This window comes from Kitasatospora sp. NPDC004745 (assembly GCF_042873275.1).
Taxonomy (GTDB): Bacteria; Actinomycetota; Actinomycetes; order Streptomycetales; family Streptomycetaceae; genus Kitasatospora.
Map to the genome: position 1 here is coordinate 186969 of NZ_JBIALK010000007.1, position 12752 is coordinate 199720.

At 74.0% G+C, this 12752-nt stretch carries 11 protein-coding genes and 1 tRNA gene; 9 read left to right on the plus strand and 3 right to left on the minus strand.

The annotated features are described in order from the left end of the window. Positions 1-390 precede the first annotated feature (390 nt). A complete protein-coding gene (locus ACFYUY_RS15665; protein ID WP_387900951.1) occupies positions 391-1875 on the minus strand; it encodes a potassium/proton antiporter in 1485 nt (494 codons plus the stop codon). Between the two features lie 310 nt (positions 1876-2185). On the opposite strand from ACFYUY_RS15665, the gene ACFYUY_RS15670 reads away from it, so the two are divergent. Continuing rightward, positions 2186-4900, plus strand: a complete 2715-nt coding sequence (locus ACFYUY_RS15670) for a penicillin acylase family protein (protein ID WP_360213569.1) — start codon at positions 2186-2188, stop codon at positions 4898-4900. 164 nt (positions 4901-5064) lie between these two features. Here ACFYUY_RS15670 and ACFYUY_RS15675 read toward each other — a convergent pair whose 3' ends face one another. After that, entirely contained in the window at positions 5065-5640 is a 576-nt protein-coding gene (locus ACFYUY_RS15675) for a 5-formyltetrahydrofolate cyclo-ligase (RefSeq protein WP_387900954.1), read from the minus strand. 75 nt (positions 5641-5715) lie between these two features. On the opposite strand from ACFYUY_RS15675, the gene ACFYUY_RS15680 reads away from it, so the two are divergent. The 8 genes from ACFYUY_RS15680 (at position 5716) to ACFYUY_RS15715 (ending at position 12064) form a co-directional block, all read left to right on the plus strand. Further along, complete coding sequence (locus tag ACFYUY_RS15680; RefSeq protein WP_387900956.1) at positions 5716-6642, plus strand: GGDEF domain-containing protein; 927 nt, start codon at positions 5716-5718, stop codon at positions 6640-6642. Positions 6643-6693: 51 nt separating this feature from the next. Then, positions 6694-7614, plus strand: a complete 921-nt coding sequence (gene galU, locus ACFYUY_RS15685) for a UTP--glucose-1-phosphate uridylyltransferase GalU (protein WP_360213575.1) — start codon at positions 6694-6696, stop codon at positions 7612-7614. A 25-nt stretch (positions 7615-7639) separates the two neighbouring features. Next, positions 7640-8980, plus strand: coding sequence for a gephyrin-like molybdotransferase Glp (glp, locus tag ACFYUY_RS15690; RefSeq protein ID WP_387900959.1), 1341 nt, complete (start codon positions 7640-7642; stop codon positions 8978-8980). A 153-nt stretch (positions 8981-9133) separates the two neighbouring features. Continuing rightward, positions 9134-9574, plus strand: coding sequence for a cyclic pyranopterin monophosphate synthase MoaC (gene moaC, locus ACFYUY_RS15695; protein WP_360213629.1), 441 nt, complete (start codon positions 9134-9136; stop codon positions 9572-9574). Further along, entirely contained in the window at positions 9571-10089 is a 519-nt protein-coding gene (locus tag ACFYUY_RS15700) for a MogA/MoaB family molybdenum cofactor biosynthesis protein (RefSeq protein WP_360213579.1), read from the plus strand. The genes moaC and ACFYUY_RS15700 overlap by 4 nt, the downstream gene beginning before the upstream one ends. Continuing rightward, positions 10086-10712 carry a GNAT family protein gene (locus tag ACFYUY_RS15705; protein ID WP_360213631.1) on the plus strand — a complete coding sequence of 209 codons (627 nt, stop codon included), beginning with the start codon at positions 10086-10088 and terminating at the stop codon, positions 10710-10712. The genes ACFYUY_RS15700 and ACFYUY_RS15705 overlap by 4 nt, the downstream gene beginning before the upstream one ends. A gap of 150 nt (positions 10713-10862) precedes the next feature. Continuing rightward, a complete protein-coding gene (glpR, locus tag ACFYUY_RS15710) occupies positions 10863-11909 on the plus strand; it encodes a gephyrin-like molybdotransferase receptor GlpR (protein WP_360213581.1) in 1047 nt (348 codons plus the stop codon). 81 nt (positions 11910-11990) lie between these two features. Next, positions 11991-12064 (plus strand) — tRNA-Ala (locus ACFYUY_RS15715). Positions 12065-12194: 130 nt separating this feature from the next. On the opposite strand, the gene ACFYUY_RS15720 is transcribed toward ACFYUY_RS15715, so the two are convergent. Continuing rightward, positions 12195-12620 carry a universal stress protein gene (locus ACFYUY_RS15720; RefSeq protein WP_360213583.1) on the minus strand — a complete coding sequence of 142 codons (426 nt, stop codon included), beginning with the start codon at positions 12618-12620 and terminating at the stop codon, positions 12195-12197. Positions 12621-12752 lie beyond the last annotated feature (132 nt).

Below are 12752 nucleotides of genomic sequence, written 5' to 3' on the forward strand. Positions count from 1 at the left end.
CTGCTGCCTGGTAGCGCGGCAGGGCATGGTGTGGCCCCGACGGCGCCGAGAGTCGTCCTCTCGCGCGTCGACCGGGGTAGATACCGGGCCGGTCCGGCGTGTGGGCCGGGGCCGGACCGCGGCCGCCGAGCGGTCGCGCCAACTCTGCGTCAGGCAGATGCTGGGTGTGGTGTATCCATCATACATATACGCGCGTAGATGTCGCGCTGGCCACCATACTACAGGGCAAATCCAAAACTGTCCTGCCTATTGAAGGTGAACGGCGCGTTAAGCCTTGAAAGCCACCCTCAACCCGCCGCCACCCGCCGCCGCCACCCGGCCCGGCCCCGCCGCGAGACCTCCGCCGCGAGACCTCCGCCGCGAGACCCCGCCGCCGCACCCCGCCCGGGCTCACCGCCCGTTCAGCCACCCCGCGAGCTTGCCACCCCGGTCCACGGCCCGCAGGCGCCGCTCGGCCGCCTCGCCGACCTCGTCCGTGGTGACCACCAGCAGCTCGTCCCCGCCGCGCAGCACCGTCGCCTTGTCCGGCACGAAGGAGTTGCCCTCCCGCACCACCAGGGTGACCGCCGCCCCCTTGGGCAGCCGCAGCTCGCTGATCTCCACGCCGGACATCCGCGAGGTCGGCGAGAGCGCGACCGACAGCAGGTGGCCGTGCAGCTTCTCCAGCGGGGCGGACTCGATGCCGAGGTCCTGGCCCATGGCGCCCTCGCCGACCCGCAGCCGCTTGGCCACCCAGGGCAGGGTCGGGCCCTGCAGCAGGGTGAAGACGACGACCAGGATGAAGACGATGTTGAAGACGTCCTCGGCCCGGTGCGCGCCCGACACCACCGGGATGGTGGCCAGCACGATGGGCACCGCCCCGCGCAGTCCGGCCCAGCTCAGCAGCGCCTGCTCCCGCCCCGGGACCTTGAACGGGGTCATGGTGAGCACCACCGAGAGCGGCCGGGCGAGGAACACCAGCACGCCGCCGATGACCAGCGCGGGGGCGACCGAGGAGCCCATGGTCTCGGGCGTGCAGAGCAGGCCGAGCAGCACGAACATGCCGATCTGCCCGATCCAGGCCAGTCCGTCGGCGAAGCCCCGGACGGCCGGGCCGTGCGGCAGCTTGGCGTTGCCGAGGATCACCGCGCAGATGTAGACGGCGAGGAAGCCGGAGCCGTGCAGCAGCGCGCCGCCGGCGTAGGCGAGCACGGTGAGCGCCATCACGGCGATCGGGTACAGGCCGGAGGACGGCAGTGCGACGTGCTTGATCCCGTACGCGCCGATCTTGCCGACCGCGAACCCGACGGCGGTGCCGATCGCCAGCTCGGCGACGATCGTGCCGACCAGGACGTACCAGGAGTCCAGCTCGCCGACGGTGGCGAAGGCGACGACCAGGATGACGACGGGGGCGTCGTTGAACCCGGACTCGGCCTCCAGCAGGCCGGTGAGCCGGTGCGGCAGCGGGACCATCCGCAGGACGGAGAAGACGGCGGCGGCGTCGGTGGAGGAGACGATCGCGCCGAGCAGCATCGAGGTGCGCCAGTCCAGGCCGACCAGCCAGTGCGCGCCGGCCGCGGTGACGAACACGCTGATCCCGACGCCGACGGTGGCGAGCGCGGTGGCGGCCGGCATGACCGGTCTGACCTCGCGCCAGCTCGTCTTGAGGCCGCCCTCGGCCAGGATGACCACGAGCGCCGCGTAGCCGAGCACCTGGGTGAGCTCGGCGTTGTTGAAGGTGACGCCGATGCCGTTCTGGCCCAGCGCGACGCCGATCCCGAGGTAGATCAGCAGGCTGGGCAGGCCTGATCGGGTGGAGATGCGCACGGCGACCACTGCGACCAGCAGGATCACGGAGAACTCAAGGAGCAGCTGGTTCAGGTGGTCGATGTTCACGCAGTGGCACCTCGGGCAGGCAGGGGCGGGCGGGGTGTCGGTCGTGCTGGCGAAGGGGGGCCCGTTAAGAAGTCGTCAATGCTCCCCTTGCGGATCGTTACGCAGTCTAACATTTTGCCATATCTTTAGTTTCCTGTCCTCCCCGGGCCCCCACCAGCCCTTCCGGGACTCCCCGTTGACCTCCTCCGATCCCGTGCGGAGCGTCCCCCGTGCACGGTGCTCGGCCGACTCGGCCTAATGTGGTGCCCTGTCACGGCCCCAGGCCCTGGACACGCCCGCCCGCCCCGAAGTCAGGACCGCAAGGACCCAGATGCCCCGCTCGAAGAAGTTCCGGCGCGCCCGTCTGTTCGTGATCGTGCTGGTCGTGCTGCTGGTGGCCGGCGTCGGCTACGGCGGCTACCGCGGGGTCACCGCGGTCCGCGCGTCCTTCCCCGAGGTCGACGGCAGCGTCAAGGTGGCGGGCCTCAGCGCGCCGGTCGACGTCAAGCGGGACGCCAACGGCATCCCCCAGCTCTACGCCGACACCTCCGAGGACCTCTTCCGCGCCCAGGGCTACGTCCAGGCGCAGGACCGGTTCTGGGAGATGGACGTCCGCCGGCACATCACCGCCGGGCGGCTCTCCGAGATGTTCGGCGACGGCCAGGTCGACACCGACGCCTTCATCCGCACCATGGGCTGGCGCCAGGTCGCGCAGAAGGAGTTCGACACCAAGCTGTCGCCGGAGACCAAGAAGTACCTGCAGGCCTACGCGGACGGCGTGAACGCCTGGCTCGCCGAGCATCCCGGGGGCGAGAAGGCCTCCCTGGAGTACGCGCTGCTCGGTGCCGTCAACGGCGACTACAAGCCCGAGCAGTGGACCCCGGTCGACTCGGTGGCCTGGCTCAAGGCGATGGCCTGGAACCTCTCCGGGAACCTCCAGGAGGAGATCGATCGCGCGCTGCTGGCCCAGGACTTCGGGCCGGACAAGATCGCCGAGCTCTACCCCGAGTACCCGTACACCCGCAACGGCACGATCGTGAAGACCGGCACCGTCTCCGGGGACACCTACCGCCCCGCCGACGGCAACCCGCCGACCGGCTCCGCCCCCGCTGCCACCGCGCAGGGCGCGGCCACCACCAAGGCGCTGCTGCAGGGGCTCACCGACCGGGTCGACGGCATGCCGCAGCTGCTCGGCCGCCCCGGCCAGGGCATCGGCTCCAACTCCTGGGTCGTCGCCGGCAGCCACACCACCACCGGCAAGCCGCTGCTGGCCAACGACCCGCACCTCGGCCCCGGCCTGCCCTCGGTCTGGTACCAGATGGGCCTGCACTGCCGCACCGCCTCGCCGGCCTGCCAGTACGACGTCTCCGGCTTCACCTTCGCCGGGATGCCCGGCGTGGTGATCGGCCACAACAAGGACGTCGCCTGGGGCTTCACCAACCTGGGCGCCGACGTCACCGACCTCTACCTGGAGAAGGTGACCGGCCCGGACACCTACCAGGTCGACGGCAAGGACGTGAAGTTCGACCTGCGCAAGGAGACCATCAAGGTCGCCGGCGGGGACGACCGCACCATCACCGTCCGCACCACCCAGACCGGCGCCCCGCTCATCTCCGACCAGAGCACCGAGCAGCAGAACGTCGGCAAGTACGCGCCCAACGGCAGCGCGGCCCCCGACCGGGGCACCGGCGGCTACGGCGTCGCGCTGCAGTGGACCGCGCTCAACCCCGGCAAGACCATGGACGCCGTCTTCGCCCTCGACCGGGCGAGGAACTGGGACGACTTCCGGGGCGCCGCCAAGGACTTCGCCGTCCCCGCGCAGAACCTGCTCTACGCCGACGCCAAGCACATCGGCTACCAGGCCCCGGGCGACGTCCCGGTCCGCGCCAAGGGCGACGGCACCCTCCCGGCCCCGGGCTGGGACTCCGGGTACCAGTGGAAGGGCTCGATCCCCTTCACCGCGCTGCCCTACAGCCTCGACCCGGCCGCGGGCTACATCGTGACCGCCAACCAGGCCGTGGTGGACCCGAGCTACAAGTACTCGCTCACCAAGGACTGGGAGTACGGCACCCGGGCCAAGGAGATCACCGACCAGATCGAGGGCCTGCTCAAGAACAACGGGAAGATCTCCCCGGACGACATGCAGTCCATGCAGCTGGACAACACCAGCATCATGGCCAAGACGCTCGTCCCGCTGCTGCTCAAGCAGCAGATCGACGACCCGTACGTGCGCGAGGCCCAGGACCTGCTCAAGGACTGGAACTACCACCAGGACGCCGACTCGGCCGCCGCCGCCTACTACAACGGCGTCTGGCGCCAGCTGCTCACCCTCGCCTTCGGCCAGAAGTTCCCGGCCGACCTCCGGGCCAAGGGCAACTGCCTGCTGGTCCGCCAGCAGGACGACCCGACCAAGCCGGACAGCTCCAGCAAGATCGTCACCGAGTGCGGCACCCGTGACCCGGGCAAGGCCCAGCCGGACGGCGGCGACCGCTGGACCGAGGTGGTCCGCCAGCAGCTCGACAAGCCCGACAGCTCCTGGTGGACGTACATCGACTCCGACCACAAGGAGCAGAAGGGCCTGGACAACCTGCTCAAGGAGGCGATGAAGAACGCCCGGCAGGACCTCACCGCACTGCTCAGCAAGGACGTCTCCACCTGGAGCTGGGGCCGGCTGCACAAGCTGACGCTGCGCGAGCAGACCCTCGGCACCGACGAGTCCTCGATCGCCTCCGGCGTGGTCCACCGGCTGCTCAACCGCGGCCCGTACCGGCTCTCCGGCGGCTCGGCGGCGGTCGACGCGGCCGGCTGGAACGCCGCGGCGGGCTACCAGGTGGACTGGATCCCCTCGATGCGGATGGTGGTCGACCTGAGCGACCTGGACTCCTCGCGGTGGGTCAACGTCGGCGGTGCCTCCGGCCACGCCTTCCACGACAACTACAACGACCAGACCGACCTCTGGCTCAAGGGCAAGCTGCTGACCTGGGCCTACACGCCGGACGCGGTCGAGAAGGCCACCAAGCACAAGCTGGTGCTCACCACCGGCTGACCCGGCACGACCCGACGGCCCCGCTCCTCAGGAGCGGGGCCGTCCGTCGTCCGCCCCGGGCCCCGGCCCTACCGGGCCGGTCCCGAGTCCCGAGCCCCGAGCCCCGGGCACCGCCCCACCCCGCCCCGCCCCACCCCGCCCCGCCCCGCCCCGCCCCGCCACGCTCACCCGAGCCGCTGCGGCCCCGACGGCACGACCGCCAGGTCCACCGAGCGGTCGTGCGGCTCGGCCGGCACACGCGCCAGCAGCTCGTCCTCGTACAGCAGCACCGCCAGCACCGGCCGCGCGCCCGCCCGCTCCAGCCGGGCCAGCACCCGGTCGTACGACCCGCCGCCGCGGCCCAGCCGCAGCCCCCGCCGGTCCACCGCCAGGCCCGGCAGCAGCACCACCGAGGCGGCCGTGACGGCCTCCGGCCCGAGCCGGGGCCCGACCGGCTCCAGCAGTCCGCGCCCGGCCGGGGCAAGTTCCCGCGGGCCGCCGTACTCGGCCCAGTCCAGGTCGTTGTCGGGCAGCAGGACCGGCAGCAGCACCCGCACCCCGCGCTCCCGCAGCGCGTCCAGGAGCGGACCGGTCCCCGGCTCGGAGCCCACCGAGACGTACGCGGCCACCGTGGCGCCCGGCTCCGCGAGGGCCCCGGCGTGCCCGGCCAGCGCCCGCGCGGCCGCGGCCCGCTCCCCGGCGGTGAGCGCGCGCCGCCGCGTCAGCAGCCGTGTCCTCAGCTCGCTCTTCTCGTTGTGCATCGGATCCTCCGCAACTCTGCCCCGCCGGCCGCTGCCGTCGACCCGCAGAGCCTGACACGGGAAAGGGCGCCCCGATTGTCCACCCCGCTGCTGGTCCAGGCCCTGGCCGCGCTGAGCGCCCCCGCGCTGGCCGGTGCCGCCGTGCTCGGGCTGCGCCTGCGCCGGGGCCGCGGCGACGCCGCCGCCCGGGAGGACGGGCTGCGCGAGCGGATCGCCGAGCTGGAGGCGCACTGCGCCGACCTGGAGCGCACGGCCTCCTGCGACCCGCTCACCGGGGTGTGGAACTACCGGCACCTGCAGCTCACCCTGGACCGCGAGATCGAGCGGGCCCGTCGCGCCGGGCGCCCCGACCAGCCGGACGGGCCGCGTCCGCTGGCCGTCCTGCTGCTGGAGATCGCCGGCTTCGACGCGGTCGTCGCCGAGCACGGGCGGGGCCGCGCCGGCGCGATACTGCGCGACCTCGCCCAGCGGCTCGGGATGGAGATCCGCCGGTCCGACACCCTCGGCCGCTACAGCGGGGAGGAGTTCCTGGTGGTGCTGCCGGACACCGGCGCGGAGGGCGCCGCCCAGGTCGCCGAGCGGCTCGTCTGGTCGGTGCGCCGGCACCTGCTGCTCGACTGGTCCTCGGGCCCGCGGGAGCCCCGGCCGGCCGGCGGCAACGGGCTGACCGCCGCCGTAGGGGTCGCCGTGCTGCCCGAGGACGGCACCCACGCCGCCGTCCTGCTGCGCGCCGCCGACCGGGCGCTGGCCGAGGCCCGGTCGGCCGGCGGCGACTGCTGGCGGGGCCGGCCGGGACCGCTCCCCGCGCCCGGCGGCGGCACGCGCCCGGCACCCCCCTGCGAGCAGCCCGGTTCCGGTGCGGGGCAGGCGAACAAGGCGGAACCTGACTGTTCGGGAAAGCCGGGTAGTGTGTCCGCCTGTGCCGGAGGTGACTCCCTCGCCCATCCGGTCGCTTCCCATACGCCTGCCACCGTGGCCGGGCCCCGTGACGTGCTGTCCTAGCCGTCCGACCGTGCTCGGCCCGGGCAAAACGTGCCTGAGTAAGGTAAACGCATGACGACGACCAACTCCCGAATTCCGGTAACCAAGGCCGTGGTACCCGCGGCCGGACTGGGCACCCGCTTCCTCCCGGCCACCAAGGCCACCCCGAAGGAGATGCTGCCCGTCGTCGACAAGCCGGCCATCCAGTACGTCGTCGAGGAGGCCGCCTCCGCGGGCCTGTCCGACATACTGATGGTCACCGGCCGCAACAAGCGCGCGCTGGAGGACCACTTCGACCGCGCCTACGAGCTGGAGGAGCTGCTCGCCCGCAAGGGCGACCAGGACCGCCTGGCCCGCGTCCGGGAGTCCGTCGAGCTGGCCAACATGCACTACGTCCGCCAGGGCGACCCGAAGGGCCTCGGCCACGCCGTCTCGGTCGCCGAGCAGCACGTGGCCGGCCAGCCCTTCGCCGTCCTGCTCGGTGACGACCTGATCGACCCGCGCGACCCGCTGCTCTCCCGCATGATCGAGGTGCAGCAGGAGCTCGGCGGCTCGGTCGTCGCCCTCATGGAGGTCGACCCCTCCCAGATCCACCTCTACGGCTGTGCCGCCGTCAAGGCGAACGGCTTCGGCGAGGACGTCTTCCAGGTGACCGACCTGGTCGAGAAGCCCGAGACCGACGAGGCCCCCTCGAACTACGCCGTCATCGGCCGCTACGTCCTCGACCCGCTGGTCTTCGACGTGCTGCGCGAGACCCCGCCCGGCCGCGGCGGCGAGATCCAGCTCACCGACGCCCTGCGCGAGCTGACCACCCGCGAGCCGGAGGCCGGCGGCCAGGTGCACGGCGTGCTCTTCAAGGGCCGCCGCTACGACACCGGTGACCGTGCGGACTACCTGCGCGCTATCGTCCGTCTGGCCGCCGAGCGCGACGACCTGGGCCCGGAGTTCCGCTCCTGGCTGCGCGAGTTCGTCGCCTCCGAGCTGCAGGACTGACACGACGACAGGGAGCGAGCCGCCGATGACCGGGTCCACCGAACACCCCACCGGATCCGCCGCAGCCTGCTGCGACGGGTCCACGGACCCGGCACCGGCGGCCCGCCGCCTCTGGACGGTGGACGAGCACCTCGCCGACGTGCTGGCCGCGGTCGGCCCGCTGCCCGCGATCGAGCTGCGACTGCTCGACGCCCAGGGCTGCCGGCTCGACGAGGACGTGGTCGCCGGCGGTGACCTGCCGCCCTTCGACAACAGCTCGATGGACGGCTACGCCGTCCGCACCGCCGACACCGACGGCGCCACCGGGCAGTACCCCTCGGTGCTCGCGGTGGTCGGCGACATCGCCGCCGGCGCGGGCGAACTTCCCCGGGTCGGGCCCGGCCAGGCCGCCCGGATCATGACCGGTGCCCCCCTCCCGCCCGGTGCCGAGGCCGTCGCCCCGGTCGAGTGGACCGACGGCGGCACCGGCACCGGCGTGGCCGCCGACGCGATGACCGCCCCCGTCGAGGACGAGGAGGTCCGCGTCCTGCGCCCGGTCGCCGGGGGCGCGCACGTCCGCCGGGCGGGCAGCGACGTCGCCGCCGGCGCGAAGGTCCTGGAGGCCGGCACCCGGCTCGGCCCCACCCAGCTCGGCCTGCTCGCCGCGATCGGACGCGCCGCGGTGCGGGTCCGCCCGCGTCCGCGGGTCGTGGTGCTGTCCACCGGCAGCGAGCTGGTGCAGCCCGGCGAGCCGGTCGGCCCCGGGCAGATCTCCGACTCCAACAGCTTCACCCTGACCGCGGCCGCCCAGGAGGCCGGCGCCATCGCCTACCGGGTCGGTGCCGTCCCGGACGACGCCGACCGGCTCCGGGCCGTCCTGGAGGACCAGCTCGGCCGGGCCGACCTGATCGTCACCAGCGGCGGGGTCAGCGTCGGCGCGTACGACGTGGTCAAGGAGGTCTTCGAGTCCTACGGGGGCGTCGACTTCCGCAGGCTCCGGATGCAGCCCGGCAAGCCGCAGGGCTTCGGCCGGATCGGCGGCGGGGACGGCGTCCCGCTGCTCGCGCTGCCCGGCAACCCGGTGAGCGCCTACATCTCCTTCGAACTGTTCGTCCGCCCGGTCATCCGCACCATGCTCGGCGCCGCCGACGTCCACCGCCCGGTGGTCCGGGCGCTCTGCCCGGCGGAACTGCGCTCCCCGGCCGGCCGCCGGCAGTTCCTGCGCGGCCGCTACTCGGCCGCGGACGGCACCGTCGAGCCGGTGGGCGGCGCCGAGTCGCACCTGGTCGGCGCACTGGCCCGGGCCGACTGCCTGATCACCGTGCCCGAGGACGTCACCGCCCTGCCGCCCGGCAGCGAGGTCGACGTGGTGCTGCTCGGCTCCTGAGCCCGTGTCCCGGCCCCCGGCCCCTCCCGCGTGGCGGGGCGGGGGAGCTGTACGGTAGCGCGGTATTCGATCTGCGCGCCCCTGGAGCCCCCCGTGACGACACCTCCCCCCGGCGACCGCCTCACCCACGTCGACGACCAGGGCGCCGCCCGGATGGTCGACGTCTCCGAGAAGGCCACCACCGCGCGGACCGCCGTCGCGGCCGGCCGGGTCCGGGTCTCCCCCCGGGTGGTCGAGCTGCTGCGCGGCGAGGGCGTGCCCAAGGGCGACGCCCTCGCGGTGGCGCGGATCGCCGGCATCATGGGCGCCAAGAAGACGCCCGAGCTGATCCCGCTCTGCCACCCGATCGCCGTCTCCGGCGTCAAGGTCGACCTCGTGGTCGCGGACGACGCCGTCGAGATCACCGCCACGGTGCGCACCGCCGACCGCACCGGCGTCGAGATGGAGGCGCTCACCGCCGTCGCGGTGGCCGGCCTCACCGTCATCGACATGGTCAAGGCGGTCGACAAGGGCGCCACCGTCGAGTCCGTCCGGGTGCTCGCCAAGACCGGCGGCAAGAGCGGCGACTGGTTCGCGCCGGAGGCCGGCGCGTGAGCGGGCGGGCCGGGCGGGCACTGGCCGTCACCGTCTCCAACCGGGCCTCGGCCGGCGTCTACGAGGACAAGGGGGGCCCGCTGCTGGTGGCCGGGCTGACCGCGATGGGCTTCACCGCCGACGGGCCCCGGGTCGTCCCGGACGGCGAACCGGTGGAGGCCGCGCTGCGCGAGGCCGTCGCGGCCGGCTACGACGTGGTGCTCACCACCGGCGGCACCGGCATCTCGCCGATGGACCTCACGCCCGAGATGACCGCCCGGGTCATCGACCGGCAGGTCCCCGGCATCGCCGAGGCCGTCCGGGCCCACGGCCGGGAGAAGGTGCCGACCTCGGCGCTCTCCCGCGGGCTCGCCGGCCTCGCCGGACGTACCCTGATCGTCAACCTGCCGGGCTCGACCGGCGGCGTCAGGGACGGCCTGGCCGTCCTGGAGCCGCTGCTCGCCCACGCCGTCGACCAGCTCGGCGGCGGGGACCACCCCCGGCCCGACGCACCAGAGTCCGGGAGAGCGCACTGAACGCCGGCTGGCCGGTAGAGCTCCACGAGGGGGACGTCGTGCTGCGCCCGATCCGGGCCCGCGACCAGCGCGAGTGGCAGGAGGTCAGCCGCCGCAACCGGGACTGGCTGCGCCGCTGGGAGGCCACCGTGCCGCCGGGCCCGGCCGGGCAGACCGCCGGCCCGCGACCGACGTACCGGCAGATGGTCCGCTTCCTGCGCGGCGAGGCCTCGGCCGGGCGGATGCTGCCCTTCGTGGTGCTCCACAAGGGCCAGCTGGTCGGCCAGCTGACCGTCGGCGGCATCACCTGGGGCTCGATGTGCTCGGCCAACGTCGGGTACTGGATCGACGAGGCGGTGGCCGGGCGGGGCATCATGCCGACGGCCGTCGCGCTCTCGGTCGACCACTGCTTCCGCACCCTCGGACTGCACCGGATCGAGGTCTGCATCCGCCCGGAGAACGGGCCGAGTCGGCGGGTGGTGGAAAAGCTGGGCTTCCGCTCGGAGGGAATCCGCCCGCGCTATCTCCACATCGACGGCGACTGGCGCGACCACCTGGTGTACGCGCTGACCGACGAGGAGATCCCGGAAGGGTTGCTGGGGCGGTGGCGGGCGCTCAGTTCCGGTCGCGATCCGAGTAATTGAATATATGTTCGAATCAAATATCGATATGGCATCGGCACGCCCGTGGACCGGCACAAATGCCGGCAAAATAGTCGGAGAATCAGCTTGATCACACGACACGCCGCGCCAAATTGCTGCCAGGCCTTCCCCGGCGCCCGTACGGTGTGAATCGTGAGCAGTAGCGGCCTTATCTACGCCGTCATCGTAGGGGCCTGGGCCGCCTATCTGGTGCCGATGTGGCTCCGCAGGCAGGACGAACTCAACGAGGCACGTCCGACGGAACGCTTCAGCACCGCCATCCGCCTGCTGGCCGGGCGATCGGCACTGGAGCGGCGGGCAGCCCGGGCCCTGGGCGACGGACCGCGTGACGACGAGCAGGACGGCGACGGCCCTCCCGGACGGGACGAGGCCGCCCCCGGCGACCCCGCGGACACCGCGGAACCCGGCGCGGAGCCCGCGCCCTCACCCTCGCCGGTGCCCTCGCCCGCGGCCTCGCCGGAGCGCGCGGCCCGGGCCGAGCGGCCCGCGGTCGCCCCGCAGGGCGGGGCCCGGCGCCGGGCACAGCTGCTGGCCCGCCGGCGCCGGATGGTCACCGGCCTCTTCCTGGCCTTCGCGCTCGGCGCCGTCGTCGCGGCCGTCGCCGGACTGGCCTTCCTCTGGGTCCCGGCCGTCCCGGCACTCCTCCTCACCCTCTACATCGGCCACCTGCGCAAGCTGGAGCGCCAGCGGTACGAGGTGAAGCTCGACCGCGACCGCGCCGCCCAGGCCGCCGAGCGGCTGCGCAAGCGCGAGCAGCAGCGGGCCGCGGCCCCGGAAGCCGCGGCCGCTCCGGCCGAGGCCCCCGCGGCCCCGGACCGGGCCGCCGGTGAGCGCACCGGGCGCCGCCCCCACCTGCGGCTGGCGGCCGACCCGGAGGAGGCCACCGTGTCGGTGGCGTCCGCCTCCGTGGTGGCCGAGGCGACCGAGCATGAGGAGTGGGTCGACGGCATGCGCGAGCGCGGTGCGGCCGGCCCGGACTCCTGGGAGCCGGTGCCCGTCCCGCTGCCGACCTACGTCACCGCGCCGGTCGCCCCCCGGGTGTCCCGCAACCTCGACCTGTCGGCCCCGGGCACCTGGACCGCAGGCCGCCCGGCCGAGCCCTCCCGCAACACCCCGCTCTTCGACCAGTACGCCGAGGCCCCGGCCCCCGAGGCGCGCCCCCGCGCCGCCAACGAATGACCCCTCCGGCCCCCGACCAGCACCGGGCCGCCGGGGGTGGTCACGGACCCCCTCCGAAAGGTGCTAGAGTTTCTTCTCGTTGGGGCTGTGGCGCAGTCCGGTAGCGCACCTCGTTCGCATCGAGGGGGTCAGGGGTTCGAATCCCCTCAGCTCCACCCAACGGAAGCCCCGCCCGGTCGTCAGACCGGGCGGGGCTTCTGCGTTGTCCACGGGTACTCCGCCCGGGGGTGCGGGAGTTGGCGGCGTGACGAGCGTCACGGGGGTGGTCCGGCGGTGGCCTGACGGTCAGTCGCGGACGATCGTCACCGGGCAGGGCGCGTGGTGGAGGCAGTACTGCGCGACGGTGCCGAGCGGGGCGCCGGCCGCGGAGGAGCGGCCGCGGTTGCCGAGGACCAGCAGGGCCGCGCCGGCCGCGGCGGCCACCAGGGCGGGCCCGGGCGCGCCGGCCCGGAGCCGGCGGTGGACCGGGAGCGGGCAGCCGGCCAGGGCCTCGTCGAGGATCTCGGCCGCGCGGTGCTCGGACCCGAAGCCGTCCAGGGCGGGCAGGACGGGGCCGTGCTCGCCGTGGAGGCAGGGGAAGTCCCAGACCGACACCGCCTCCAGCGGGCCGCCGGTGAGGCCGGCCAGGCGGGCCGCCCAGCGGACGGCGGCGCGGGAGGGCGGCGAGCCGTCCACGCCGACCACGATCCTGCCCTCCGGCTGCCGGGTCATGGTTCGAGCCTAAGCGGGTGCCCGGGCGCAGGCAGGCGGTGGCGCCGTCCGGGCCGGCGTGGGGCGGGTCCGGGCGTCGGCGTGCGGCGGGGGGAACGGCCGGGGGCCGGCCGGAACGGATCCGACCGGCCC